This is a genomic window from Haloarcula japonica DSM 6131 (assembly GCF_000336635.1).
Lineage (GTDB): Archaea > Halobacteriota > Halobacteria > Halobacteriales > Haloarculaceae > Haloarcula > Haloarcula japonica.
On sequence record NZ_AOLY01000009.1, the window covers coordinates 297073 to 322090 of the forward strand.

Annotated in this window: 24 protein-coding genes, 1 tRNA gene and 1 other RNA gene; 16 read left to right on the top strand and 10 right to left on the bottom strand. The window is 62.2% G+C overall.

What is annotated here, in order from left to right; all coding sequences use genetic code 11:
* Positions 1 to 37: 37 nt before the first annotated feature.
* The 4 genes from gatC to C444_RS06855 are packed head-to-tail and all read left to right on the top strand — an operon-like array spanning position 38 to position 3020.
* Entirely contained in the window at positions 38 to 316 is a 279-nt protein-coding gene (gene gatC / locus C444_RS06840) for an Asp-tRNA(Asn)/Glu-tRNA(Gln) amidotransferase subunit GatC (protein ID WP_004591833.1), read from the top strand.
* Positions 317 to 1594: an Asp-tRNA(Asn)/Glu-tRNA(Gln) amidotransferase subunit GatA gene (gene gatA, locus C444_RS06845; RefSeq protein ID WP_004591835.1), complete on the top strand. Its 1278-nt coding sequence runs from the start codon at positions 317 to 319 to the stop codon at positions 1592 to 1594. It begins immediately after the preceding gene.
* A gap of 53 nt (positions 1595 to 1647) precedes the next feature.
* Positions 1648 to 2793 carry a M48 family metallopeptidase gene (locus tag C444_RS06850; RefSeq protein ID WP_004591837.1) on the top strand — a complete coding sequence of 382 codons (1146 nt, stop codon included), beginning with the start codon at positions 1648 to 1650 and terminating at the stop codon, positions 2791 to 2793.
* A 41-nt stretch (positions 2794 to 2834) separates the two neighbouring features.
* Positions 2835 to 3020, top strand: coding sequence for a hypothetical protein (locus C444_RS06855; protein ID WP_004591839.1), 186 nt, complete (start codon positions 2835 to 2837; stop codon positions 3018 to 3020).
* A 32-nt stretch (positions 3021 to 3052) separates the two neighbouring features.
* Here the strand turns inward: C444_RS06855 and C444_RS06860 are convergent, their stop codons facing one another.
* Positions 3053 to 4156 (bottom strand): glycosyltransferase, encoded by a 1104-nt coding sequence (locus C444_RS06860; RefSeq protein WP_004591841.1) that lies wholly within the window; start codon positions 4154 to 4156, stop codon positions 3053 to 3055.
* Between the two features lie 120 nt (positions 4157 to 4276).
* On the opposite strand from C444_RS06860, the gene C444_RS06865 reads away from it, so the two are divergent.
* Positions 4277 to 5599 (top strand): MFS transporter, encoded by a 1323-nt coding sequence (locus C444_RS06865; protein ID WP_004591843.1) that lies wholly within the window; start codon positions 4277 to 4279, stop codon positions 5597 to 5599.
* A 22-nt stretch (positions 5600 to 5621) separates the two neighbouring features.
* On the opposite strand, the gene C444_RS06870 is transcribed toward C444_RS06865, so the two are convergent.
* A complete protein-coding gene (locus tag C444_RS06870) occupies positions 5622 to 6671 on the bottom strand; it encodes a glycosyltransferase family 4 protein (protein ID WP_004591845.1) in 1050 nt (349 codons plus the stop codon).
* Positions 6672 to 6840: 169 nt separating this feature from the next.
* Between C444_RS06870 and C444_RS06875 the strand changes: the two genes are divergently transcribed.
* Genes C444_RS06875 through C444_RS06885 form a run of 3 tightly spaced genes read left to right on the top strand, consistent with a single transcriptional unit; the run spans position 6841 to position 8307 of the window.
* A complete protein-coding gene (locus tag C444_RS06875; protein WP_004591847.1) occupies positions 6841 to 7128 on the top strand; it encodes a ribonuclease P protein component 4 in 288 nt (95 codons plus the stop codon).
* Between the two features lie 52 nt (positions 7129 to 7180).
* Positions 7181 to 7429 carry a YhbY family RNA-binding protein gene (locus tag C444_RS06880; protein WP_004591849.1) on the top strand — a complete coding sequence of 83 codons (249 nt, stop codon included), beginning with the start codon at positions 7181 to 7183 and terminating at the stop codon, positions 7427 to 7429.
* On the top strand, positions 7429 to 8307 hold the full coding sequence (locus C444_RS06885; protein WP_004591851.1) for a mechanosensitive ion channel family protein: 879 nt from the start codon (positions 7429 to 7431) through the stop codon (positions 8305 to 8307). Before C444_RS06880 ends, C444_RS06885 begins: the two co-directional genes overlap by 1 nt.
* A gap of 310 nt (positions 8308 to 8617) precedes the next feature.
* On the opposite strand, the gene C444_RS06890 is transcribed toward C444_RS06885, so the two are convergent.
* Positions 8618 to 8692, bottom strand: a tRNA-Arg gene (locus C444_RS06890).
* A 75-nt stretch (positions 8693 to 8767) separates the two neighbouring features.
* The gene (locus C444_RS06895; RefSeq protein ID WP_004591853.1) at positions 8768 to 9043 is read right to left on the bottom strand and encodes a DUF5798 family protein; all 276 of its coding nucleotides are present in this window, start codon (positions 9041 to 9043) and stop codon (positions 8768 to 8770) included.
* A 79-nt stretch (positions 9044 to 9122) separates the two neighbouring features.
* On the opposite strand from C444_RS06895, the gene C444_RS06900 reads away from it, so the two are divergent.
* Together C444_RS06900 and ffs are read left to right on the top strand one after the other, a co-directional pair.
* Positions 9123 to 9536 carry a DUF7548 family protein gene (locus C444_RS06900; protein ID WP_004591855.1) on the top strand — a complete coding sequence of 138 codons (414 nt, stop codon included), beginning with the start codon at positions 9123 to 9125 and terminating at the stop codon, positions 9534 to 9536.
* A 79-nt stretch (positions 9537 to 9615) separates the two neighbouring features.
* Positions 9616 to 9928, top strand: an RNA gene (gene ffs / locus C444_RS21025) — signal recognition particle sRNA.
* Positions 9929 to 10294: 366 nt separating this feature from the next.
* Here the strand turns inward: ffs and C444_RS06905 are convergent.
* The gene (locus tag C444_RS06905) at positions 10295 to 11977 is read right to left on the bottom strand and encodes an acyl-CoA synthetase (protein WP_004591856.1); all 1683 of its coding nucleotides are present in this window, start codon (positions 11975 to 11977) and stop codon (positions 10295 to 10297) included.
* Between the two features lie 100 nt (positions 11978 to 12077).
* Between C444_RS06905 and C444_RS06910 the strand changes: the two genes are divergently transcribed.
* The 3 genes from C444_RS06910 to C444_RS06920 all read left to right on the top strand — a co-directional run bounded on the left by C444_RS06910 (position 12078) and on the right by C444_RS06920 (position 15133).
* Positions 12078 to 12680: a class I SAM-dependent methyltransferase gene (locus C444_RS06910; RefSeq protein ID WP_004591857.1), complete on the top strand. Its 603-nt coding sequence runs from the start codon at positions 12078 to 12080 to the stop codon at positions 12678 to 12680.
* 600 nt (positions 12681 to 13280) lie between these two features.
* The gene (locus tag C444_RS06915) at positions 13281 to 14144 is read left to right on the top strand and encodes a fumarylacetoacetate hydrolase family protein (protein WP_049909208.1); all 864 of its coding nucleotides are present in this window, start codon (positions 13281 to 13283) and stop codon (positions 14142 to 14144) included.
* Positions 14145 to 14368: 224 nt separating this feature from the next.
* Positions 14369 to 15133: an IclR family transcriptional regulator gene (locus C444_RS06920; RefSeq protein ID WP_004591859.1), complete on the top strand. Its 765-nt coding sequence runs from the start codon at positions 14369 to 14371 to the stop codon at positions 15131 to 15133.
* A 669-nt stretch (positions 15134 to 15802) separates the two neighbouring features.
* On the opposite strand, the gene C444_RS22215 is transcribed toward C444_RS06920, so the two are convergent.
* Positions 15803 to 15979, bottom strand: coding sequence for a hypothetical protein (locus tag C444_RS22215; protein ID WP_004591860.1), 177 nt, complete (start codon positions 15977 to 15979; stop codon positions 15803 to 15805).
* A 90-nt stretch (positions 15980 to 16069) separates the two neighbouring features.
* On the opposite strand from C444_RS22215, the gene C444_RS06925 reads away from it, so the two are divergent.
* Entirely contained in the window at positions 16070 to 16468 is a 399-nt protein-coding gene (locus C444_RS06925) for a hypothetical protein (protein WP_004591861.1), read from the top strand.
* Positions 16469 to 16498: 30 nt separating this feature from the next.
* On the opposite strand, the gene C444_RS06930 is transcribed toward C444_RS06925, so the two are convergent.
* The 4 genes from C444_RS06930 to C444_RS06945 are packed head-to-tail and all read right to left on the bottom strand — an operon-like array spanning position 16499 to position 22024.
* A complete protein-coding gene (locus tag C444_RS06930) occupies positions 16499 to 17548 on the bottom strand; it encodes a cytochrome b/b6 domain-containing protein (RefSeq protein WP_004591862.1) in 1050 nt (349 codons plus the stop codon).
* Positions 17545 to 17952, bottom strand: a complete 408-nt coding sequence (locus C444_RS06935; protein ID WP_004591863.1) for a hypothetical protein — start codon at positions 17950 to 17952, stop codon at positions 17545 to 17547. The genes C444_RS06930 and C444_RS06935 overlap by 4 nt, the downstream gene beginning before the upstream one ends.
* Positions 17949 to 18611 (bottom strand): 4Fe-4S dicluster domain-containing protein, encoded by a 663-nt coding sequence (locus C444_RS06940; RefSeq protein WP_004591864.1) that lies wholly within the window; start codon positions 18609 to 18611, stop codon positions 17949 to 17951. Before C444_RS06940 ends, C444_RS06935 begins: the two co-directional genes overlap by 4 nt.
* Before the next feature lie 11 nt (positions 18612 to 18622).
* The gene (locus C444_RS06945) at positions 18623 to 22024 is read right to left on the bottom strand and encodes a formate dehydrogenase subunit alpha (protein WP_004591865.1); all 3402 of its coding nucleotides are present in this window, start codon (positions 22022 to 22024) and stop codon (positions 18623 to 18625) included.
* A 233-nt stretch (positions 22025 to 22257) separates the two neighbouring features.
* Between C444_RS06945 and C444_RS06950 the strand changes: the two genes are divergently transcribed.
* On the top strand, positions 22258 to 24393 hold the full coding sequence (locus tag C444_RS06950; RefSeq protein ID WP_004591866.1) for a 4Fe-4S dicluster domain-containing protein: 2136 nt from the start codon (positions 22258 to 22260) through the stop codon (positions 24391 to 24393).
* Entirely contained in the window at positions 24390 to 25016 is a 627-nt protein-coding gene (locus C444_RS06955; protein WP_004591867.1) for a TorD/DmsD family molecular chaperone, read from the top strand. The genes C444_RS06950 and C444_RS06955 overlap by 4 nt, the downstream gene beginning before the upstream one ends.
* The last annotated feature ends 2 nt before the right edge of the window (positions 25017 to 25018 follow it).

Below are 25018 nucleotides of genomic sequence, written 5' to 3' on the forward strand. Positions count from 1 at the left end.
CGAAACGCTTACCGCGCATCCAGCACTCCGGCCCGACATGAGCGACCCCGCCGTCGATCCCGAGGAGGTCAAGCACGTCGCCGACCTCGCCCGTGTCGACCTCGCAGACGACGAGATCGAACGGTTCACTGAGCAATTTGTGGACATCCTCGACGCGTTCGAAGCGCTCGACGACGTCCCAGAGACAGAACGGGAAGCCGAACTCTCGAACGTGATGCGTCCCGACGAGACGCGTCAAAGCCTCTCGCAGGAGGAAGCGCTCCAGAACGCAAGCGATACCGAAGAGGGGCAGTTCAAGGGACCGAAGGTGTCGTAGATGACGGAGTACAACGGTTACGTCTCCGACGAGACTATCGAGGGCGCGGACAGCGGCCTGCTGGCGGGCCGGACCGTCGCGGTCAAAGATAACATCTCCACCGAGGGTGTCCCGACAACCTGTGGCTCGGCGATGCTTGAAGACTACGTCCCGCCGTACGACGCGACGGTCGTCGAACGGCTGAAAGACGCTGGCGCGACCATCCCCGGCAAGACGAACATGGACGAGTTCGGGATGGGGACGACCACCGAAACGTCGGCGTTCGGGGCCGTCGAGAACCCCGCCGCTGAGGGCCGCGTGCCGGGCGGTTCCTCCGGCGGATCGGCCGCTGTCGTCGCTGCCGGCGATGCCGACCTCGCTCTCGGAAGCGACACCGGCGGTTCCATCCGCTGTCCCGCCGCCTTCTGTGGCGTCGTCGGCATCAAACCGACTTACGGGCTGGTCTCCCGATACGGCCTCATCGCTTACGCCAACAGCCTCGAACAGATCGGGCCCATCGCGCCGTCCGTCGAAAGCGCCGCGGAACTGCTCGACGTCATCGCTGGGCCGGACGAACACGACGCGACGACACAGGAAGCGCCCGGAGCCGACGGCAGCTACGCGGCGGCCGCTGACGGCGACGTCGATGGGCTCTCTATCGGCGTTCCGACGGAACTGCTCGACGGGGCTGACGAGGCGGTCGTCGAGACGTTCTGGGATGCGATGGACGACCTCGAAGCGCAGGGTGCGAGCTACCACGAGGTCGACCTCCCGTCGGTGGAACACGCTGTCGAGGCGTACTACGTCATCGCCATGTCCGAGGCGTCCTCGAACCTCGCGCGGTTCGACGGTGTTCGCTACGGACAGTCCGGCGGCTACGACGGCAACTGGAACGAGTCCTTCGCCAACGCCCGCGAGGAGGGCTTCGGCGAGGAGGTCAAGCGCCGGATTCTCCTCGGAACGTACGCCCTCTCGGCGGGCTACCACGACAAGTACTACAAGAAGGCCCAGGACGCCCGTGCGTGGGTCAAGCAAGACTTCGACGAGGCGCTGGAGGACGCCGACGTACTCGCGTCGCCAACGATGCCAGTACCGCCGATGAAACGCGGTGAGAGCCTCGACGACCCGCTCACGATGTATCTGGCCGACGCCAACACGACGCCGGTGAACCTCGCGAACCTCCCGGCTATCTCTGTCCCCGCTGGCGAAACCGACGACGGCCTGCCCGTGGGGCTCCAGTTGGTCGGGCCGGCATTCGGCGAGCACGAGATCATCCGGGCCGGCAGCGCGCTGGCCTGAGATCGGGCCCGAGCCCCCGTACACTTTTTGTTCACTCCGACGAATAATCGGACATGGCAGCCCTCCAATCCACGACGTGGTCCCTCCGCGCCCGTCTCATCGCGCTCGTAGTGGTGCTTGTTGCCTTCGACGCCGTCGCTGTCGCCGTGGCGTACGTGCTCGGCCATGTCGCGTTCGGCCTCCTGCCGCTGGTCGGGTACGACACCGGGACGCTGTTCTGGGCGATGGGGTTCGATATCGTCCCGCTGTGGCCGGTCCTCCTCGTCGGGACGCCGCTCGTCCTCGCCGTCCAGTCCATCTACGGCTACCGGATGACGCTCCGGGGTTCCGGAACAACTGCAACGGAATCCAGAGCATCCGATCCCGAGTCCGTCGATGAGATGCGAGCAGAGATACGGCGTAGTGAAACTGCTGACCGTCTCCGAGAGCGAGTAGCTCGACTGGCGCAGACAGCAGATATGGCGATACCGGACGTGACAGTTATCGACGCCGAATCGCCAAACAGCTACGTCGCCAGCCGGCCCGGCGAACAGACGCTGGTCGTGACCACAGCGCTCGTCGACCAGCTCGACGACGCGGAACTCGACGCCGTCATCGCCCACGAACTGGCCCATCTCAAGAACGGCGACGCGTTCGTCATGACTGCGGCCGCGTTCCTCCCGACCGTTAGCGCGCTGTTTACTCGTACGCTCGGAAAGACATTGCAGTATTCGATGTTCTTCCACTGGTTTCTCGGCGGTGATGACCGGGACGGGACGCTGGTCGCCGGCGGGAACATGCACCTCGTGCTGTTGCTCTTTGCTGTCATTGCGATGCCGGTCACGGCCGCGCTGTATCTCGCCAGCACGGCCTGCTACCGGCTCCTCTCACGGATTCGGGAGTATGCAGCGGACGCAGGGGGCGTTGCCATCTGTGGTTCCCCAGCAGCACTCGCCAGTGCACTGGAGACGCTGACAGACGACCAGCGCCCGGACACGGACATCCGAACCGCCGAGACCGGTGTTCGAGAACTCTGTGTGGTTCCACACACCATTGCGCCCGACGAGCAAACCCCGCCGGAGGGGCGGGCCGAACGGCTCGCTCACCGCTGGCGGAGCGTCTCCGAGCAGCTGCTGCCCGGGTCACATCCAGACGTCGACGACCGCATCGCCGCCCTGCAAGAGCGACAGTCTACTCTCGACCAGCACGAACAGCCGTGACGAAGGGGTACAGTTTACTCGCCGGCAGCCCGATAGAACGTATGAGCGGCGACACTGAGGGGCGACTCAGCTGGCTCCACTGGCCGACGGTCCTGAAGGGGTTGGCACTGGGAATCGGAGCCGGCCTGATACTGGCCGTGTCACTGGGGGATTTCTATCTCGGGATACTGCTTGGAACACTCAACGGGCTCGCGTTCGGTATCGGCTGGTCGCACTCGCGGGCCTGAGTTGCGCGCTGCAACCGTTGCGCGGATGACGGCTACAGCACACTGTCGTACACGTCGGCCAGTTTGTCGATGGCGTGCTCGACGCTGATACCCTCTCGCCGGGCAAGACAGCGCTCTCGAAGGTACGCCCGTTCGTCGAGGACGCGCTCGATAGCCCGGCGGAAGCCGTCGATGTCGCCCTCGTCGTAGGAGTAGCCCGTTTCACCGTCCTCGATAGTGTCGCTGAGTGCGCCGGCGTCGACACCGGCGACGGGCGTCCCACAGCAGTTGGCCTCAAGAGCGACCAGCCCCTGCGTTTCGACGGGGCTGGGGAACGCGAACACGTCGAGCGTCGAGTACAGTTCGGGGAGCTCTGCCCGGTCCAGAAAGCCGAGGAAGCGTACGTCGACGTCACTGTGCTCGGCTGTCGCTTCGAGGGATTCACGGGCCGGGCCGTCGCCGCCGAGTACGACAGTCACGTCCAACTCCTCGCAGGCGGTGATGATGTCTTCGAGACACTTCTCGTAGCCGTGACGGCCGGTGTAGCCGACGATTGGACCGTCGGGGAGGTCATAGCGCTCACGGAACGCAGCTGTGTCGACCGGTTCGAACGCGGTCGTGTCGACCCCGTTCGGGACGACCGTCACCGGTGTATCGAGACCAATAGACTCCCGGAGATGGGTCGCTGCGCGCTCGCTTGGCGCGATGACGGTGTCAGCGCGGCCGAGGAACCAGCGTTCGTAGCTCTCGGCGCTGGAGCGGACCGCTGACTCGACAGCGCCGTTGAAGGAGACGTACTCGGCGTATTCGCTCGTGGGCGTGTGATACGACGCGACGAACGGGATGTCGAGTTTTCCCGCGAGTCGCTGGCCCGCCATCCCGAGGCTGAACGGCGTGTGAGCGTGGACCAGTTCGGCGTCCCGGACGCCCTTCGGTATCTGTGGCATCCCCAGGCGAAACCCCTCGTAGAACGGGAACGGAAGGCTCCGGACCGGATACTCGTTCTCGGACGGGTCGTGGTCGCTTTTCGGATAGACCACACCCATGCGACCGCCGCGGTCGCGCCAGCGATCCCGCCACGTCTGGACCGTATAGGTCACCCCATTGACGGTCGGCAAGTACGTGTCGGTGAACGTCGCGACGTGCGGCAGTGTCATCGCCGCGGCGTAACAGGACCAGGGCTTAAACCGTTGCCATTGGCAAGCCACTAGTCAGGCAGTTGTTACCTCCCGACAGGTGCCAGAGTTCTTTTCAGGGACCGTTGTGGATTGTAGGTAATGAACCGGGACGGCTGGCTGTACGCCTGGGCACTCGCATCGGTCGCGCTGGGCGCGGGCTCGTTGCTCGTGCCGCTATATTTCGTCGCTATCGGCGGCGAAACGTTCATGCTGGGTGTTCTCGCTGGCGTGGCTGCCGCCGCGGGTGCGCCGGGGGCACTCATTTTCGGCCGTGTCGCCGACAAAACGGGGAAGCGCCGCGCGCTCGTCCTGCTCGCGCTGGGGTTGGCGACCCTCGCGCTGGTGCTCGTCTCGCTCACTGAGGAGCCGTGGCTAGTCATCGTCGGCAACGGCCTCCTGTGGTTCGCGGCGGGCGCTGCCGCCCCAGTGCTGACACTGCTTGTCACCGCTGGAACCGTCGAGCGGGACTGGCCGGCGCGGTTCGCCATCCTGAACCGCTATCAGGGCTGGGGCTGGGCTGGCGGGTTAGTCCTCGGCCTCGTGTGGACAGCCTTGCTCTCTAGACCACTCGGAGAGATTGCCGCACAACAGTCGCTGCTGTGGGTGTGTGCGGCCGCTGTCGGCCTGTCGGCGTTCCTCGGAGCGAAGTGGCTGCCGTCCGATCCTGACGAACTCGACCGTCCGCGGGACAGTCGGATGGCCCGGGCTATCGCCCGGTCGCGCCGGCTGCCGGTCCGGAGCGCGACATTCCCGGGCGGTCCGGGCCGGCTGTACTGGCTCACGCGGTCGATACACCCCCGAGAGGTCGCGGCCCGGTTCTCTCCGTCGCTAACGATCTACTTCGGCGCGGTCATCGCTTTCTTTGTCGGCTTCGGCGTGTTCTGGGGGCCGCTGCCGCTGTATCTCTCGCGGACGCTCGGCTACGAATCGGGACTCGTCTTCGCGCTGTATCTCATCTCAAGCGTCGGGTCGGCGCTGTGGTACGGCCGCGCCGGTGCGCTTTCCGAGCGGTACGACCCGAGCGGGCTCCAAGTCGGGAGTCTGCTCGCCCGCGCGGCGCTCCATCCGGCCGTCGCCGTCGTGGGACTCCTGCTGTCGGCGACGCTCGTCGGGACGGTTGTCAACGGTATCGTGTTCGCTCTCATCGGCGTCGCCTGGGCCGTCATCGCCGTTACCGCGGCCAGCGTCGTCACCCAGCTCGCACCGTCGGCGATTCGCGGCGAGGCGCTCGGGCTGTACACCGCTATCTCCGGGCTCGCGAGCGGCGTCGGGTCGATACTCGGTGGCTGGCTCGGCGGCTACGACTTCCTGCTCGCGTTCGGTGTCGCTGGTGCGCTGGTGCTAATCGGTGCGGCACTGGTCGCAGTCGTCTGGCAGCGCTCACCGTCGGTGTCTGTCGACAGCGAACCGGTCTCGGCGTAACAACCGCACTCTCGAACGCCCCTCAGGCTAGTTCTTCGTACGTCTCGACCAGCCGCCGGCCGACCCGGTCTAAGCTGTGCTCTCTGGCCGTCTCCTTGGCATTCTCGCCAAGCCGCTCACGAAGGTCGGGGTTCTCGGCGAGTCGCTCCAGCGCCTCGCGGAACTCGGACTCGTCGGCGCAGATGAGACAGTCGTGGCCGTCCTCGTAGTACTCCCGAAACACCGGAATGTCCGAAAGGACGACCGCCTTCCCGCAGGCCATCGCCTCCAGCACTGCGATACCCTGGTTCTCGGCCTTCGTCGGGAACAGGTACACGTCGCCGGCACCGAACGCGCCGCGGATATCCTCTATCCATCCGGTAAATGTCACGTTCTCTGGCGGGTCGTTGACCCACCGTGAGACAGCCTTGGAGGCCTGTGGCCCGGCGTCGTAGGGCCCGAACCATGCGAAGTCGTGTTCCGTCTCCTGTGCGAGTTCACAGAACGTCGTCAGCCCCTTGCGCTCGAAGACGTTTCCGACTGCGAAGACGACCATCCCGGCCAGGTCGTAGCGCCGCCGGTAGTCCTCGCGCAGGTCCTCGTGGCCCGCCAGCGCGTCGACGTCGACGCCGTTTGTCATCGGCCGTATCGGCGCATCGACGGGGTAGGATTCGAGGATATCTTTCGTGTACTCAGAGGGACAGAGCACGAGGTCGGCCTGCGAGTAGAACCACCGGAGGTAGCGGCCCAGCGCCGGCGCGACGAGGTTCGACCCGCGGAAACTGTCCCGGAAATCCTCGCGGGTGACGTGGGCGTGGAGAACGAGCGGGATATCCGCCTGCGCCGCGTACCGGGCCACAGCGACGGAGCCCGGCCCGATCATGTTGCAGTGGGCGATATCGAACTCACGGAACATCGGGTCGTTGAACGCGATATTGCCACCCAGCGCCCACGCCGGATGGCCCTCCTGCCAGGGCGTCGTCTCCACCTCGATGTCGGTCTCGGACAGCGCCGCCCGCTGGTGGTCCACGGCGGTGCCGATGCCCGACCGGTCGAGATGGTCGGCCAGTTCGAGATAGTTCAGGACGCGCACGTCTCGGGCAACTCCGCCGGGGCCGAAAATCCTATCGACTTTCCCTGTGAGGGGATGTGATTTGCAGTGTTTGCGTCCCAGACAAAAGTTCACAAAGTACCCAGAGCGTGATATCGCAGTTGCTAGCTCGTTCGGAAGGCATTTTCCCGCCGCCGACACAGTACCGGCAATGACGGACGAGGCGACTATCGCCCGCGAGCGGATCGAGCGCCTCCAGTCGCTCGCTCGTGAGGCCGTCCAGGCCGGCAACGAGGAGCGCGCTCGGTCGTACGTCCGGCGCGCTCGACGCGTCGCCGAGCGCCACCGCTTGCGGCTGCCGCGGTCGTTCGAGCGGTCGACGTGTGACGCCTGCGATACGTACTTGTTGCACGGCCACAACGCCCGGTCCCGAACCCAGTCCGGCCACGTCGTCATCACGTGCGACTGTGGGGCACAGTCCCGCTATCCGTACGACTGAGGATTCTTTACGACTACTGGTTTTAAGGGGCTGTCCTCGCTAAACGGTGTACATGAGTGATTCTTCTCGACAGTCGCGGATACACGACCTCGACGCGACGCTCCGCGTCGGCAAACACGGCATCGAATCCGTCGCGGACGAACTCGACGACCAACTGGAAAACACGGACCTCGTGAAAGTGAAGTTCCTCCGGTCGTCCCGGGGCGGCACGACGGCCGAGGAACTCGCTGATGACCTGGCTGAGATGGTCAATGCCGACGTGATTCAGGTGCGGGGCCACACCGCGGTGTTCGAGAAATGATGCAGGTGCAACCGCTCGCAGAACTACTCGACGGGTTCGGCGTGCCGGCGGCCGGCTCCATCGCGTCGGCGGCGGTCTTCGTCCTCGTCTTCGTCCTCGTCTACATCCTTGGGAAGGCGATCATTCTACCCATCGTCGACCGCTCGCTCAAGTCACGCGACCTCGATACCCACGCGCGGCGACCGCTGAAGAAGGTTGTCAGTATCGGTATCGTGTTCGTCGCCATCTCCGTTGCCTTCGGGATGGCCGAGTACGGGAACTTCCTGCAATCGCTGGCGACCATCGCCGCGGCGGCGACGCTGGCCATCGGCTTCGCGATGCAGGATGTCCTCCAGAACTTCGTCGCCGGCGTGTTCATTTACACCGACAAGCCGTTCCGGATCGGCGACTGGATCGAGTGGGACGGCAATTCCGGCGTTGTCGAGGACATTAGCCTCCGTGTTACCCGCGTCCGGACCTTCGACAACGAACTGCTGACCGTGCCGAACTCGAATCTAACTGATGGCGTCATCAAGAACCCTGTCGCTAAGGAACAGCTTCGACTGAAGTTCCTGTTCGGCATCGGGTACGACGACGACATCGATAAGGCGACGGAGATAATTCTTGAGGAGGCCCGAGACCACCCCGAGATTATGGACGACCCCGAACCGTCGGTTCGGCTGGTCGAACTCGGCGACTCCTCCGTCGGCCTCCAGTCACGCATCTGGATTGAGGACCCGAACCGGGCGGACTTCGTCAAGACCCGCGCCGAATACGTCAAGACGGTCAAGGAACGGTTCGATGCGGAAGACATCAACATCCCGTACCCGAACCGTACCATCGGCGGCGGTCTGGAGATGGCTGGACTCGAAAGCGTCGTCGAACCGGCCGACGACTGATCCACCGCTGACGCAATTTCGTCACGAGAGACCACACACACCGACGTTTTGCGGCCTGTGCGACGCTACGTGTGGTTCGGAATCTCCGTACCGGTCTTCTCGCATTCACTTCCCGCAAAGCAGGACGGCCACCTCACAGTCATTCGCGTAGAAATGACTTCTCCAGATGGCACCCTTGCTGCTGACGAATCGCTCGCAACAAGATGCTACGGCAGCCGGGGGATTTGAGCCACGGTCGAAGCAAGCTCCTCCCTGATTCAAATCTCTCAGCCGACACTTCTCAGTACTCCTGTCGTTCGCACAAAGGTTACGGGCGCTGAGGGATTTGAACCCCCGACGGTTTGGTCCGAAGCCAAGCACTCTGTCCAAGCTGAGCTAAGCGCCCTACGTACAATGGTATGATGACGTTATGATTTAAACCAACCGGTTCCGCCGCGTCGATGGTACCGCGGTCGGGGGATTACTCTGAAACCGCTTTAGCTGTGTCGCTATCAGTGTCAGCGGTGACTTCGGCCACGACTGCCTCCGTGTCGACACCTCGTTCTTCGGCGAGTGCTTCGATGAGCGCGCGCTGTTCGGCCAGTTCCTGCTCCATTCCGTCGACGCGGGTGTTTGTCTCGTCGACAGTACTTCGCAGGTCCTCAAGTTGTGTCTTCAGCTCGTTGACCTTCTTGTAGAGGTCCTCGGCGATGTCGGCGACCTTCTGTATCTTTTTGGCGGTGGAACCCAGTCCCATGGCCCCGGATACGGAGAGCCGACATTTCCTCGTTTCGCTCGAACGTCGCTGTTAAGACGCCGCCGGACTGAGCGACGATATGGACGACTTGCGGCTCGCTCCGACTGTCGGCATCGTCGGGTGCGTTCTGTATCTCCTTGCACTCGCTGTCCCGTACTTCCTCGTCGAAACAACGAGTGCTGTTGGGGCATACTACAGTTCGGGGGCGCTATCTCCACTACTACCCGGGGTATTTGCACTGGTCTGCATCATCGTGTTGGCGGCTGGCCGCGAAGGGCGGTCGGACCCAAGTATCGCGGCGGGCGCGAGCATCGGCATGGGCGTGTTCATCGTTGCTCTCAGTGTCCTCTGGGCGATCACTGTCCCCGAGAGCCTCGTGCTGGGGCTGACTGAGTCGACGTTGATGGAGTACCACCGCTGGGGTGTCGTCCTCTCGGGCATACTCATCCCGGTTGGTGGGACATGGTTCGCACGGGCGCTGGACCTGCTGTAGGCCGGTCTGCTCACCGGCGCGTCGTCCAGCGGTCTGTGGGCGCATCCGAAAGGCCCTTATGGGGCGGCGGCGGACCTTCAGATGGACTAGGTCGGGGGGCTAGGCCCCCCTCCTCGCCCGCACTGTGGTCTTGAGCGGGGACCGAACACCGGGGGCGTCCGGTCTGACGGACGTGGACCCCGTAAGCTAACGTGGAAGCCTCGTCCCACGGGGACGGCGGTCCGCGTGGTCGCACCTGCAGGGGTGTGCCCACGTGGTTAAACGATGGCACTCCGCCAGGCACGGAAGTGAGCAGCGGACCATCGAACACCCGTCGCTCGTGGGGTCGCGGGGTGGAGGAGGCAAACGGGATTACCCGCGTCCGAACGCCGGGCCATCCTGGCTGTCCGTTCCATTCATACCTACATTCACTATCCGCTAACAGTCGTATTGCTGGTGTTTTTGTGGCGACCTATCAACCTGGTCTGCACGTAGCCCGGCGGCTGGCCTGTATAGCTGGTGACTGAAACAGACCAATCATCAGCTAGATTGTCTCGGTTATGAGTCCATACTGCGAAAAAGACGAAATATTTGCGTATATAGTGGTACTTTACCAAAATTGAATGATATATGTGTATATAGATCCAAATATTATATATTTGTATCTTTATTCTGCCCACAGCGTTGCATAAATGCCGGTTTTTATAATTGTCTCCATCAAATCTGGAATTACTAGCCGATATTGGACATTCTATGGCTATAGATGGAAACACCGGAGACTACGGTGACCCGCCGGCGCTGTCGTCAGCGTTCCACTTCTGCAGTTCCTTCCGCCGGATTTTCCCACTGGTCGTCTGTGGTAACGCATCGGCGAACTCGATCTCGCGAGGGTACTCGTACTCGGCGAGGGACTCTCTGACGACGGACCGGATTTCTGTCCGAAGCGTCTCGTGGTCCGGTGCGTCCTTGGCTGCCTCGACGTAGGCTTTGATAATCTCGCCACGTGTGTCGTCTGGCACGCCGATGACGCCGGCCTGAACCACGTCGGGGTGTTCGAGGATTGCGCTCTCGACCTCCATCGGCCCGACGCGGTAGCCACTGGTGATGATGACGTCGTCCTTGCGCGATTTGAACCAGACGTAGCCGTCGCCATCCCGGCGGGCCAGGTCGCCAGTGACGAACCAGCCCTCAACTTCCTTGGCTGCGGTTTTGTCTGGCATATTCCAGTACTCGTCGAAGAACACCGAACGGTCGTGGGGTCGGAGCGCTATCTCACCGAGTTCGCCGGCCGAGAGCGGCTCAGCAGCGCCGCTGTCGGCGGCTTCGGGGTCCAGTATCGCCACGTCGTACCCCGGTAACGGCTTCCCCATGCTGCCGGGCTGGGTATCGAACCAGTTCGAGTTGTTGGCGACGACGAGGTTCAGTTCCGTCTGGCCGTAGAACTCGTTGATGGTGACGGAGTCGAACGTCTCCGCCACCCAGTCGACGATTTCGGGCGTCAGCGATTCGCCGCCGACGGCGAACGTCTCAATGGCGAGGTCGTACGCCGCCGTCGGGTCCTCGACGTCCATCAGCATTCGGAGTGCAGTGGCCGGCAGGAACGACCGAGTAACGCCGAACTCAGAAAGCAGGCTGAACGCCTCCTCGGCTTCGAACCCCGAAGCGGGGTAGCCGACGATAGTTCCGCCGTGGTGCCACGTCGCGAAGAGCGTCCCCCCGAGCGCCGCGCCCCAGGCCCAGTCTGCGGGCGTCCAGACCGTCGCATCCGGTCCCAGTCCTTGATCGAAGAAGTTGTATGCGGCTGCGGCTCGGCCGAGCCAGAGCGCGTGTGAGTGCCGGACGCCCTTTGGCGGCCCCGTCGACCCGCTCGTGTACAGTATCGCCGTGTCGGTGTCCGGCGTGGAGTCGTAGGCTTCGATATCGGTGTTTTCCGGCGCGGCGAGCACGTTCTCGAAGGCGCGAACGTCCCCCGCTGGCGCGTCGGTTTCGATCTCGACGACGTGTTCCAGCGCTGGACAGTCGCCCCGGACTGCATCGATATCGTCGCGCACGGCCGGGTCGATAACGGCGACGGTCGCGCCAGCGTCGTCCAGCCGATACCGGAGCGCGTCCGTCCCAAAGAGGACCGTCAGCGGAACCGAGACGGCACCGAGCTTCCAGTTCGCTAGGTGTGTGATCGGATTCTGTGGCTTCTGTGGCACGACGACGCCGACCCGGTCGCCGGCCTCGACCCCGAGATCGGCCAACCCCGCCGCGAGCCTGTCCGATAGCTCGTCCAGTTCGCGGAACGTGTACTGTTCGCGCCGCCCGTCGGGGTACGCCTGTTCGAGCGCCACCCTGTCGAGATCGTCGTGTTTTTGCAGAAAATCGACCGCCGGATTGTACGACGACGGGAGGTCCCAGGTGAACTGCTCGCAGGCCTCGTCGTACCCCTCGAAGTCCGGCATCACTTTCCAGACCATGGCATATCAGTCGTCTGGGTGGCTGTTGCGTCTTTCGGTCGAACCACCACTGCTGCGACCGAGCCGGCAGAACTTTCCGTCTTCCCCTCCCGACTTGACCGTGGACTCTACCGACATTCGCGAGGAGTGGGCCGACCGGTCCGGCGAATACTCCCCCGCGTATTATGCCTACTATGGAGCCGACGAGACGAGTGAGCTAGTGCAGTCGATACTTGCAGAGCATGTCGAGCAGGACGCAGCTATTCTTGAGGTCGGGTGCAGTTCCGGGCGGCATCTCGCCGCATTGTCTGAAGCCGGCTACTCGGATCTGACCGGAGTCGATATCAACGCTGATGCGTTAGACGTCCTCGCTGAGACATACCCCGACCTCGCAGCCACCGGCTCGTTCCACGCGATGGCTATCGAGGAGTTCGTCACAGATGTCGCGGACGACACGTACGATGTCGTCTTTTCCGTCGAGACGCTGCAGCATCTCCACCCGGACGTCGACTGGGCGTTCGAGGAACTGGCACGGATTGTCGATGACCTGTTGATTACCGTCGAGAACGAAGGCGGCGACCCGGGTGAAGTAAACTACGTCGACGACAACGTCCCGCTGTACTATCGGGACTGGAACGCGGTGTTCACAGACTGTGGGCTTACCGAAGCAGATTCGATGGATGGAAAGCGGGACACTGTTCGCATATTCCAGGTTCCTGAGTGAGTTGTTGTACAAGTAGGCCTATGTTAGAGAATATAGAGCTAGAAATTGATTAAGGCTGATTGTATATGCGCTACTGGGTAAGAAAGCCGAATATAGTTATGAAAATAGGTAGTACTTAGGGAACTCAAGTCAAATTTAGATGTGATTTGTGGTTCGTTAGATCCATCTCGAACAGAAAGTGACAGATCGGGACCCTAATTAATAATTTTCTAACAATTGTATATCAAATAGCGGCTGAACTGCGGAATGGTGGCCCTATACGGAACCGGACCACTAACATCACTTTCCGTTACAGAACTGGACCAGGAGTAATGTGTACATTTCTCACGACTGGCTCACCGGGTCACCAGAATAACGTATGTACGTCTGTCATTCAAACTGTTCCGTATTACTGAACGCTAATTCGCCTGAGTGGAAATGGATTACTGACCGACGGAAGGTTCCCTTGTGCGTCTGTGAAAGTGCCGTTTGTACCGACTATGTGTCTACCGCAGGCTAGCTGATGCTCACCACAACTAATGTCAGTGTCCCCTTGCGACAGGCGGGAAGTAAACCGTTGGCAGCGCAAGATTAATGTATTGTTGCAGTTTGCTACTCTGTATGAGGTACTACCAGCTACGCGACGGTAACTCACAGCGGTTAGTGGTCGAAACTAATGACGATGTGTACGATTTAACCAGCGTCAAACCGCAACTCAGTACGTTCCGTGACCTCCTCAAGTCGGCCTCGATTGCGGATACCGCACCGGACGAACTCAGTGCCCGGCATCTCGATGCCGCTGAAACGGTGTCCGAACAGCGACTCGAAGCCGATGCTGCCGATCCCGTCACTGCCGACGAGATCTGGGCCGCTGGCGTTACGTACCAGATCAGCGAAGAAGCACGGACAGAGGAAAGCGACACGCCAGAGATGTATCTGTACGTTCACGACGCGGAGCGACCGGAGATCTTCTTCAAGTCGACGCCCAATCGGACTGTCGGCCCCGACGAAGCGGTCGGTATCCGAGCCGACTCAGACTGGGACGTGCCCGAGCCAGAGCTCGCAATCGTTCTCTACGAGGGAGAAATCGTCGGCTACACCATCGGCAACGACATGAGCAGTCGGTCTATCGAGGGGGAGAACCCGCTGTACCTCCCCCAGGCCAAGGTGTACGACCGCTGTTGCTCGGTCGGCCCGGCCGTCGTCACGGACATCGAAGACCCGCACTCACTGACGCTCTCGATGTCGATTCACCGGGACGGCGAACGCGTCTACCGCGGGGAAACCAACACCAGCGAGATGAAACGAACCTGCGAGGAACTCGTCTCGTACTACACCGCGCACAACGCGGTCCCAGAACTGTCGGTGCTACTTACCGGGACCTCGCTCGTTCCCGACGACGACTTTACGCTGCAAGAAGGGGACGAAGTTACCATCGACATCGAGTCCATCGGGAGGCTGAAAAATCCCGTCACGGTCGTCTGAGCGGCTAGTGAACCGGGAGCAGGACTGCAGTCTCGCTGGGAACCGCCGCACGGGTTTCACAGCGTGATACCCACCCAGCCCACGACTGGTTCCGATTACGTGCCCATGTGCCGGTCTGCTGTGGGAATTTGTGCCGACGGAGCTTTGTCAACCTTCGCTTGACTACACGCTCCGTCCCAGATGTTTGAACAACTGTTTAATACTAGGGCGTACCATAACCTGGTATGGCAAAGACCGCTCAAAACCCAGTCAAATCCGCCGAGACGACGTTCGAGGTACTTGACGCACTGAAAGATCTCGACGGAGCCGGTGTCACCGAACTGGCCCAGCATCTCGACATCCCGAAGAGCACGGTTCACAACTATCTGAGCACGCTGGAACAGGAGGAGTACGTTGTCAACAGGGACGGTGTGTACGAGGTAGGGCTCCGGTTTCTGGAACTGGGAGCATACGCCCGCTACCGGGAGAAACTATTCGAGATTGCGAAGCCAGAGGTCGACCGACTGGCCGAAGAAACCGGTGAACTCGCGAATATTCTCGTCGAAGAACACGGCCGCGGGTCGTACCTGTACCGCGCCCGGGGAGACAAAGCCGTGCGGGTCAAAGCCCACGTCGGAACACGCGTTCCGCTTCATACGACAGCGCTGGGCAAAGCGATTCTCGCACACATGTCGACCGAACGGGTCGATGCGATCGTCGACCGCCATGGACTCGGCGGGGAGGCCAGCAAGTCGATCAGTAGTAGAGCGGAACTGGAGCAGGAGCTAGCGGACATCCGGGACCGCGGCGTCGCTTTCGACGACGAAGAGCGTCTCGAAGGGCTCCGCTGTGTCGCTGCCCCAGTGCTCAACCACGACAACGAAGTTATCGGTGCGATCAGCGTTTCAGGACCGACAAATCGGTTCCGTGGCGATCGGTTCCGCGAGGAACTCCCACAGAAAGTACTGGAGGTCGCCAACGTTATCGAACTGAACGTTACCTATTCGTGACGGCAGCGTTCGGAAAAGGTGAACGGTAGTACAGTCTTGTGGAGGCGATAATTAAACAACGTATGTCGGCAATAGCGCCGTTTTCGGCCAGTGATTGCAGGACAGACCAGTCAAGAAGTTACTCGAAGTCTATCTTGAAAGCGTTCGAACCTGTGTTTCCGTCCCACGACACGAACGAGTAGGCACGAGTTCCTGCTTCCAACTCATATATAATAGTTTTTGATTTTGTTTGACAAAATTCCCCATGCGTATCATTCATGATAAGTGAACGGCATTCCACCGCTATCTTACACCATGTGGGACTAGATACTACCAGGGCCCTGATGCAGTCCCTATTCCAATAATGGATGTACGACTGTTACTCTAAACGAAGCACATCGACTATCGGCTTCTTATAACTGAATGCGTTCTAAGTAGTAGCCAAAATCACCAGATTTCGAAGTAGTACATTCAAATTCTGTATTTCTATACAAGTCTCCGATATATAGTATCATTCCAGTACTTAGAAACTAGATCGGGAGAAAATATACCCATAAAACTGGGTAGAAGTAATTATATTTGGCTGGTGCTGAGTTAGAGTCCGAACTATCCGTCTGTAGATATTGCTTGGCAGACACACAACGGCAGCTATCGCTCCGGCAGTGTCTCCCGGCAATCGGGGTTATACGGTTACGCGAGGAACTGGACGCCCAGGGCCAGCAGGAACAGTACCACGACCCCGATCGATGACAGTTCGAGCCACCGGGACCGCACGTCGGCGGACCTGATACTTGCGACGAACAGCGTTCCGACGACGCCGACGACTACGACCAGTGCTAGATACACCGCGTTGAGCGCTGATGCCATATGATACCATTCCACACCAGTACAGTAAACACTAGTGGTTGAGCGGCCCCCGCCACAACGGTAATGAGACCCAGTCACATAGTCAGGGGCATGCGTCTCGAACTGCGAATCTGTAAACACTGCTACGAGGGGGATCACGGGAACGAGCAAAAGACGGCTGTGACACAGGACATGGTCGCCTGTGCCGAACAGGTCCGGGAGTACAAGGACCTCATTGGGCTCGATGCGCTCTACATTACGAAGGTGACGGAAGGCGACCCCGGCGGCGCGGAGGCACTGGATGTCATCGTCGCCAGCATAGAGGGCGATCAGGTCGCTCTCTCCGATACACAGCTGGTCATGGAGGACGGCGACGGCAACATGCTCGTCTACCCAGAGCCGAAAGACATCCTTCAGGTCTTGACTCGGAACCTGAACCAGATTCAAGAGCAGACCCGGCAGGACGTCGACGTTGAACTATCTCCTGAAGGACAGGCACTGATCGCGTAGTCACACAGCAAAAAACGGCGCGCGGGCGATTTAGTTCTCGGACTCAGCGTCGTCCGCTTCGGGTTGGCCGCCGTCAGTCTGGGGTTCGCCCCCGTCGGCCGCGGCTGGCGGTTCCCGCTCCTCCTCTAGCTGCTGTTCCCAACGGATGCGCAGGACGTTCCCGTACATCGACAGCACGAGCCCGACACCGAGAACGACCATTCCGAGGTTGATACCGATGGTCAGCAGGATGCTCGACGGCCCGCCGCCGATAGCGAGTTCCCGGGGCACCGGATACCCCTCGTCGAAGATGCTCCCGATGAGCACGGAGACAATGCCGATGACGGTCATCGCGCCGAAGATGGTCGAGACGGTTCGCCAAGACGGGGACAGCGAGAGGCGTTCGATCCCCGTGGTGTCCGGTTCCTCGTCGTCATCGCCGTGGTGTTCGGGCACCATGCTTCGGGGAATGAACGCCTTCGTTTCGACGGGGTAGAAGGCTGGGTGCATCCCGTGCTCGAAGACGTGGAACATGACCCCCATCAGCATGATGACGCCCAGCAGGCCGTGGAACGTGACGAATGCCATCGCGGCCGCCTTGGTCTGGAACATCGCCGCGAGGCCGGTCTTGCTCCAGATGAGCAGCCCCGAAATCGCAAGCAGGGTCAGCTCGATGGAGAAGATTGCCACGACGCCCTTCCCGATGTAGGACAGCAGCGGCACCTCGTCGGCCTTGTCGCCGGCGAACTGGCGCGCGCTCGGGTGGCGTTCGTCGGCCCGGCCCAGGACGAACTGGATGTCCTGTATGAACGCGTCGATGTCGTCTTTCGCCGGAAGGATCTTCGAGAAGTTGCTCCGACCGGTTGAGGAGATCAGCTGCAGGGTGATCCAGAAGACGACGAGCGCGACCAGCCCAATGCCGGTGATTCGGTGGATCGCCGTCACGCCGGACGCCCCGCCCATCAGCGTCAGCATCCACCACAGTTCGTCGTTGAACATGATGGCGTAGCCGGTGAAAAACAGCAGGAACACGTCCAGCCCCAGCAGCGAGTGGAACAGGGTCGTCACGCGCGTGAACTTCCCGTGGTCGAGATTGCTCACGCGCCGTCACCTCCCTGGTCGCCGCCGGCCGGCGAGCCGCCGTCGGCCGCGACGGCCTCGCTGACGTCCTCGCCCGGTTCGCGCATCTGGTCGGCCAGCCGCTGGAACGCCGCCCAGTGGACGAACACCATCACGAGGATGAACGCGCCCATGATGACGTCGGCCGCGTGGATGAGCGCGATGAGGAAATCGAGTGCCGGGATGGTGTTCCCGAACACCCAGTCCGAGCCGATGCCGCCCCCTTCGACGCTTGGATTGACCCGGTACAGCGACTCGTAGCCGACTCGAAAGCCCTGTGCCCAGAACAGCGACAGCCCCGCGACCACGAGGCCGACGACCGTGCTGACGAGCACCGAGGCGCGGCTGTAGCCGTTTACCTCCGGTAAGTCGTCCCTGTCTGTCATTGGAACTCACTGGCGTCCTCGCCAAAGATGATGTCCATGGCCACGTCGTTGAAGAACGTGCCGCTGTCCCGGTTGTCCAGTTCGTCCGATATCTGGGCCGGCGTCCCGACCAGGATGGCGTCGGTGGCACACTCCTCGGCGCAGGCCGGTCCTTTGCCGACGTCCTGGCGCTCCTCGCACATGGTACACTTGTCCATGTTGCCACCGCTGCCGACGAGGTTGGCGACCCCGCTATCCTCGTTCGGGAACTGCGGCGCGCCGAAGGGACACGCCGACAGGCAGTACTGACAGCCGATACAGAGGTCGTCACGGACCCGGACGAACCCGTTCTCCTTCGAGATGAGCGAGTCGGTCGGACACACCGAGACACACGGCGCGTTCGAGCAGTGATAACACTGCATCGGCACCGCCGTTTCGCCAGGTGATTCGCCCTGGCCCATCGCCTGGCCGCTGCTGGCATTGAGCCCTGATGCGGCCTCCTGGCCTTCGAGCATCGTCGCGATGCTGATTCGCTGTTCGTCACGGGGAACGTCCCACGTTCGTTTACAGGAGACGACACAGCCGCCACAGTCGATGCACGCTTCGACATCCGGGAAGATACGCGCGTCCTCGCCGGTACTCATCACGCCGTCGTGCATCACTTCATTGCCTGTTGACATACTAGCTCACCTCATTGCACCGTCGAGTTGTCACGGACGTCGAAGTCCTTCTGTGTCCCGACGTCGTTCACGTCCTGCGGGAAGTCGAAGTCGAGGTCCACGTCGATGTTGTACCGGTCCAGTACCTCCGGTGTCGCCGGATTGACCGCGACCATCGATACTTTCGTCTCCTGCATCTGGGTCTCCACGTCGTAGCCGCGAGACGTGATGGCGTTCGCTGAGTCCCCGATCGCGTAGGGGACGTGGCCATCGGGATACTTGTCCTCTAAGCTCTCGCCCTTGAACACGCCGCCCCAGTGGTACGGCAGGAAGATTTCCTGGTCGTTGGGCCGGTCCGTCACCCGGGCTTTCACCAGCACAGAGCCGCGGTCCGTCGAGGAGATGACGACGAGGTCGCCGCCGTCGACACCGAGTTCCTCTGCCTTGTTCGGCGTTATCTCCGCGTACATGTGTGGCTGAAGGTCCGCGGTGTGGATGTTGTTCCGCGTCTCCGCACCGCCGCCCTGATGTTCGACCTGTCGCCCACTGGTCATTATCGTGTCCAGATCCGGGCCGTCGTCCTGATTGTGGATGATGTCCGTGGCCCGTTCCTGCTCGACAAGGTTGTTCTGGTCGAGCCGGTAGAAGTTCCGCTGCTGGCCGTTGGCCGGCCACTCCGACAGCAGTTCCGTGTCCGGCCCCTCGATGGGCTCGCGGTGGACCGGTACCTTGTCGAGGAAGCTCCAGACCACGGCTCGCGCCCGGCCCCGTCCCGTCGGGGCATCTGGCTGGGCGTAGTCGTACTCCTCGTAGAACTCGGGGTCGACCCCCTCGCCGATCATCGTTTCGAGATAATTATCGAATACCGCGCTCCCGGTGTCGGGGTTATTCAGCGCCTGTGCGGCCGTGTACACCGACTCCTGGTTGTCGAGCGCGTACTGCTGTGGGATGGTGAGCTCGTCCGGCTGGACCTCCTGGTTCGGGTCGATGAGGCTCTGTGGCGGCGTCACCTTCCAACCCGGATACTCCGGGATGCCGTGAATCATCCCGTCCGAGGCCGTGTCGTCGTCGTCGGCCCATTCGGGATCGTACGGCGCACGCGTCAGGTCCAGGGCCTCTTCCTGGCTCTCGTAGCGATCGCCGACGGCGTTCAGCGTCTCCTGCATCGGGTACTCGTCGTCGGTCGGCATACCGTCCCAGTCCTCCGGGGTGGGTGCCGAGACGCCCCAGCGGGTCCGGAAGTCCTGACCCCCGTTGTTGGGGTCTAAGTCGTCGTTCCAGATAATCGGAGTCCCCGGATGGTCCTCGCCCCAGCACGGCCAGGGGAGCATCCAGTACTCGCCGGCGACAGGTGTTCCTTCGGCACCTTTGAGATCCTCGTTGGAGAACGCGTAGTCGTACTCCAGGTGTTGCTGGAGCCGTTCGGGCGTCTGCCGGTAGCCGATGGTGTTCGTCCCGAGGTTGAACTCGCGGACGACACCTTCGTACGAGGACTTGCCGTTGTACAGATCCGAGCCCGCGCCCCAGTCGAAGTGCTCGCCGAAACCCAGATAGCCGGCCAGCTCCTGCATGATCTGGAGATCCGGCTTGGAGTTATGTGCCGGCGAGCGAACCGGTTCGGACCACTGCACCGACCGGTTCGTGTTGGTCAGCGACCGGTAGTGTTCGTACTGGCTGGACGCCGGCAACAGCAGCACCGGCGGGCCGTCCTCGTAATCCGGCAGCACGCTCGCAACTGAGGGGAACACATCGATGACGACCAGCAGGTCGAGGTTCTCCATGCCCTCTTTCATCTGCTCCATCTCGCTGATGGAGTTCGCCGAGTGCCCCCAGAAGAACGCGATTTTCGTCTGGTCGGGCTGGTATATCGGCGTCTCCTGGTACCGGTCCCCTTGGTCGAGCGCCGATTCGAACCAGCGGGCCACCGTGAGCCCGTTCTGGAACATCATCGAGTTCTCGGCCGGGTTCTCCGGGCCGTGGTCGGTGTTGGGCGGCAGCGAGTCCGCGTCCTCGTTGCCCTCATACACCGGACTCTGGCGGACGTACTTGTCCGGCGGCATCAGCTCGAACCGGTCGTACATATCCGCAAAGGACGTTGAGCCGCTAGTCTCCGGGGTGTGGTCCCAGATTTCGGCCCACCACGACCACCCGCCGGCCGTGAGGCCGTAGTAGCCGGGCAGGATGTGGCTCGCGACGGCCAGGTCGGTCGCCCCCTGGACGTTCGCGTGCCCCCGCATGACCTGCAGGCCGCCACCGCTCCGGGCCGCGCTCCCGGAGGCCAGGCTCGTCATCGCGTACGAGCGGATGTTCTGGGTCCCGTTGTTGTGCTGGGTCCCGCCCATCGCCCACTCGATCTGGACGTGTGGCCGGGCCTCGTCGATCATGTCGGCGATGCGCTCGATGTCCTCGGCGGAGACCCAGGTGATCTCCTCGACGGTTTCCTTGTCGTACTCGTCGAGCTCAGCGTCGACGTCCTCCCACCCCTGTACGCGGTCAGTGAGCATATTCTGCCCAGTTTCGTCCGCGTCGGGGTCCGTCGCGAGCCCGTGCTTGTCGCGGAGCTCTTTGATGATGCCCATCATCAGGGCCACGTCGGTCCCCGGCCGGAACCGCATGAACTCGTCGGCGTGGGCCGACGTCTTCGTGAACCGCGGGTCCAGATTGAGGATGGTCCCGCCGCGTTTCTGTCCTTCGAGGATGTGCTGCATCGCAATGGGGTGTGCCTCGGCGGGGTTCTGGCCGATGATGATGTTCAGGTCGAAGTTCCGGTAGTCCTGAACGGTGTTTGTCATCGCGCCATAGCCCCAGGTGTTTGCCAGCCCCGTGACCGTCGTGGAGTGACAGATACGCGCCTGGTGGTCGATGTTGTTCGTGCCCATGAACGCCGCCAATTTCCGGATGGCGTAGGACTCCTCGTTGGAGTGGTGGGCGCTGCCGAGCAACATCACGCTCTCGCGGCTGTGCTCCGCGTCGACGTCGACGGCCTCGTCCGGCGAGGTGTCGTCATCGGGCCACAGTGCCCGGATGTCGGTCGACAGACGGTCGTAGGCCTCGTTCCAGCCGAGCTTGCGCCACTCCCCGTCCTCCTGAATCATCGGGTGTTTGAGGCGCTTCTCGGAGTGTTCGGTCTCGTAGATGCCGGCCCCTTTCGAGCACAGCGACCCCGAGTTTATCGGGTGTTCGTGCCACGGCTCCATGCCGACGAAGGAGTTACCCTCCTTCTCGCCACGGAAGCCACAGCCCACCGAGCAGTAGTTGCAGATCGTCTTGGTCAGTTCGGTGTCCGTGTCTGTTCCGTCCGTTTCCTCGCCGTCCTCCTGAAGTGCTCGACCAGCGCCGCTGACGCCGAGAGCGACCCCGCCTGCGAGGGCGCTCGCCTTCATGAACGAGCGCCGGTCGAGATCCAGTGAGACTGGTTCCTGTTGTGTACTCATGGTGAATGGTGCCCACCCATTACCGATGCTGTCCGTGTTTGCCACGAAATTTGGTTTGTCATTGTCTCTCTAGACGTGCCACAAGTTCGATGTCATCCATGATAAAATGTGTCATAGTTAGCCATAATAATTCATGAAATTTTCTACCCGGCCAAATATTTGGGGTTATATTCATGAATAGATGTGTGAACACTCCGCAAGGTCTATTACCGGGACAGGGTTTTGCATGATTAATGAACACGGGCGCTTTTGTGTGTTCCTGTGGGGGATCGTGTGATATCGACCTCGAAGCGGTACGGGACGGTGTCGACGATGTCGACGTCGTAGCCAGTTCCGAACTGCTCTGTCAGGACGGCCTGGCCGGGATGTCACAAGTCATCGAGGAGTACGACCTCGATCAGGTCATCGCGACGACGCCGGAACCGTCGTGTCAGGACCGCATCCGCGGGCTTGCCGACGAACACGGCCTTCATCCCGAGGCATCGGTGTTCGTCGACCACCGGGAGACCAACGCTTGGGTCCACGACGGGGTAGCGGCCACCGACAAGACGGCCCGTCTCATCAATGCAAAGCGGGCCGGCCTCCGCGAAGAAGCGCCATCGCGGACGGTGTCGAAAGACGCAGGCAACCGCGTTGCTGTCGTGGGTGACCCCGGCGCGGCGCGGTCGCTGACCGACGACGCCAACGTGACGTTCATCGCGGATGGGCGGGAGTTCGCCGACGTGGAAGGCCTCGGTGACGTGACGATGGAGCGCGGGCGCGTCGTCGATATCGAGGGCTCGTACGGCGAGTACGAACTCACGTTGGAAGCCCGCGTCACCGACGACTGTATCGACTGCATGGACTGCGTTCGAGAGGGGCCGGACGGAATGGTGACGGAGTTCCCCGTCGACATCCACCCGGACGCGCCCGACGGCGAGTGGACGGACACCTGTCCGACCGACGCTATCGACCTGGACGGCGTCACCCATACTGTCGAGGTCGACCAGGTCATCTACCCCGGCGGCCGCGACGACGCCCGCGGCGGCCGGCTGGGCTTCTACACCGGGCCGGTCGACGCCGGCACCGTCGCCGCCGTCGAATCCCAACTCGGCGGCATCGAGAAGCCGCAGTTCCTCGACCTGGAGATGGACGTCTGTGCCGCCGGCGCGTCCAGCCAGGAGGGGTGTACGGCCTGCGTGGACGCCTGCCCACATGGCGCGGTCGACCGGCCGACCATCGACTCCGTGGAGTTCGACGAGACCGCCTGCGAGAACTGCGGAGCCTGTACGAGTGCCTGTCCGACGGGCGCGACACAGCTCCGCGAGCCTTCGAACCGACGGCTCGCGCGCGAAGTCGAGGCACTGCTGGAGGACGATTCGGATGAGGGCTTGTTTTCGCGTGGCGACAGCGAAGGTATCGACACCCAGGTCGTTGCGTTTGTCTGCTCGGAGTACGCGATGGAACGCCTGCGAGCCCACGGGCGCAAGGCCGTGCAGTCGGGCGACCTCGACTACCCACCCATCCTCCCGGTCTCTGTCAACTGCACGGACACGGTCGGCGAGGCCCACGTCATGCACGCGCTCGCGGCCGGTGCGGACGGCGTGGCTATTGTCGGCTGTGGCGGCTCCTGTTTGCACTCCGGTCCGGACCCCAAGCAAGAGCTTGTCGACCGGCTCAATCAGGCGACGACCGACCTCGGGCTGGGTGACCGAGTGGGCTTCTTCGCGCCCGAGGCCGGCAACCCCGAGGCCTTCGTCGAATCGCTGTCCGGTTTTGTCGAGTTCGGGCTGGACGAGACGCCGATTCCCGCCGGCGACTACGAGGCGACGGGCCGCAGCGACACCGACCGCGAGGAGCCACGCCCCAATCCGGACTTCGACAGCCATGGCTGGACCCTAGAGAGCGTGCGGACCATCCTCGATCACGTCGAACCCGAACGCGAGGTGATTCGCGGGCTGAAGGACTTCGGCGTCATGGACGTCAACGACGCGTGTACGCTGACGCCGACCTGTACGAACCTCTGTCCGACCGACGCCATCCAGCGGACCGGCGAGGGCGAGCTGGCGTTCAACCACACGGACTGCGTTAACTGCGGTCTCTGTGAGGAGGGCTGTCCGGAGACGGCGATTACGATGCACGACGGGCTGGACCTCTCCCTGCTCCCCGAAAACAGGGGCGGCGAGACCTGGGTGACCGTCCACGAGGGCGATATGCTTGAATGCGTCCGCTGTGGGAAACCCTTTACCAGCGTCGCATCCGCCGACAAAATCGAGGAAGAGGTCGGCGACCAGGTCGAGGGGCTGGCCCCCGACGCCGACCACAGCGTCTTCGAGTACTGTAGCGACTGTCGGAGTCGCCTGCTGTTCGATCAGGGGGAGAAACGATGAACGACGCGGCCGTCTATGAAGCCCGCCTCGAACTGGTTGATTTCGTCATCGACGTGTTCTGGGACGTGCCCGAGGAAGCGTTCGTCGAGCGGCTGTTGAGTGGCGACGTACAACTGCCCCAGGACTCTATCAACGACCAGCTCGACGAAGGTTTCGAGCTGTTGCAGGCGTGGATAGACGAGAACGCCGACCGGTCAGTCTCGGTGGTGCAGGACGACCTCGAACGGGAGTACACGAACCTGCTCGTCGGCCCGCGGCCGCCGGTGTTACCCCACGAGACGAACTACCGCGAGGACACGGAGTTCATCGGCGAGGGACTCGCCGAGGTCGATGCCAGCTACGCCGCGGCGGGATGGGCACCCCCGGAGGACTACCCCGAAGAGGACGACTTCGTCGCTGTCGAACTGGCGTTCCTGCGGTACCTCATCGAACGCCAGCGCGAGGGCGACGAGGAGACCGTCGGCTACGAGCGGGTGTTCATCGAGCAACACCTCAGCGAGTGGGTCGTCGACTTCGCCGACGAGATGCGCGAAGAGGCCGACGAGGGGCTGTTCCTCGCAGCGGCACTCATTTGCGAGGGGCTCGTCCGCTTCGAAGACGAGATCATCGCTCAGATCGGGTAGCA

Excerpts from the sequence above, each read along its gene's own strand:
- gatC (WP_004591833.1), top strand. The coding sequence starts at position 38 with ATGAGCGACCCCGCCGTCGATCCCGAGGAGGTCAAGCACGTCGCCGAC.
- C444_RS06880 (WP_004591849.1), top strand. The coding sequence starts at position 7,181 with ATGAGTGATTCTTCTCGACAGTCGCGGATACACGACCTCGACGCGACG.
- C444_RS06875 (WP_004591847.1), top strand. The coding sequence starts at position 6,841 with ATGACGGACGAGGCGACTATCGCCCGCGAGCGGATCGAGCGCCTCCAG.
- gatA (WP_004591835.1), top strand. The coding sequence starts at position 317 with ATGACGGAGTACAACGGTTACGTCTCCGACGAGACTATCGAGGGCGCG.
- C444_RS06885 (WP_004591851.1), top strand. The coding sequence starts at position 7,429 with ATGCAGGTGCAACCGCTCGCAGAACTACTCGACGGGTTCGGCGTGCCG.
- C444_RS06855 (WP_004591839.1), top strand. The coding sequence starts at position 2,835 with ATGAGCGGCGACACTGAGGGGCGACTCAGCTGGCTCCACTGGCCGACG.
- C444_RS06950 (WP_004591866.1), top strand. The coding sequence starts at position 22,258 with ATGAACACGGGCGCTTTTGTGTGTTCCTGTGGGGGATCGTGTGATATC.
- C444_RS06865 (WP_004591843.1), top strand. The coding sequence starts at position 4,277 with ATGAACCGGGACGGCTGGCTGTACGCCTGGGCACTCGCATCGGTCGCG.
- C444_RS06935 (WP_004591863.1), bottom strand. The coding sequence starts at position 17,952 with ATGACAGACAGGGACGACTTACCGGAGGTAAACGGCTACAGCCGCGCC.
- C444_RS06850 (WP_004591837.1), top strand. The coding sequence starts at position 1,648 with ATGGCAGCCCTCCAATCCACGACGTGGTCCCTCCGCGCCCGTCTCATC.
- C444_RS06920 (WP_004591859.1), top strand. The coding sequence starts at position 14,369 with ATGGCAAAGACCGCTCAAAACCCAGTCAAATCCGCCGAGACGACGTTC.
- C444_RS06905 (WP_004591856.1), bottom strand. The coding sequence starts at position 11,977 with ATGGTCTGGAAAGTGATGCCGGACTTCGAGGGGTACGACGAGGCCTGC.
- C444_RS06900 (WP_004591855.1), top strand. The coding sequence starts at position 9,123 with ATGGACGACTTGCGGCTCGCTCCGACTGTCGGCATCGTCGGGTGCGTT.
- C444_RS06860 (WP_004591841.1), bottom strand. The coding sequence starts at position 4,156 with ATGACACTGCCGCACGTCGCGACGTTCACCGACACGTACTTGCCGACC.
- C444_RS06925 (WP_004591861.1), top strand. The coding sequence starts at position 16,070 with ATGCGTCTCGAACTGCGAATCTGTAAACACTGCTACGAGGGGGATCAC.
- C444_RS06955 (WP_004591867.1), top strand. The coding sequence starts at position 24,390 with ATGAACGACGCGGCCGTCTATGAAGCCCGCCTCGAACTGGTTGATTTC.
- C444_RS06940 (WP_004591864.1), bottom strand. The coding sequence starts at position 18,611 with ATGTCAACAGGCAATGAAGTGATGCACGACGGCGTGATGAGTACCGGC.
- C444_RS22215 (WP_004591860.1), bottom strand. The coding sequence starts at position 15,979 with ATGGCATCAGCGCTCAACGCGGTGTATCTAGCACTGGTCGTAGTCGTC.
- C444_RS06945 (WP_004591865.1), bottom strand. The coding sequence starts at position 22,024 with ATGAGTACACAACAGGAACCAGTCTCACTGGATCTCGACCGGCGCTCG.
- C444_RS06895 (WP_004591853.1), bottom strand. The coding sequence starts at position 9,043 with ATGGGACTGGGTTCCACCGCCAAAAAGATACAGAAGGTCGCCGACATC.
- C444_RS06915 (WP_049909208.1), top strand. The coding sequence starts at position 13,281 with ATGAGGTACTACCAGCTACGCGACGGTAACTCACAGCGGTTAGTGGTC.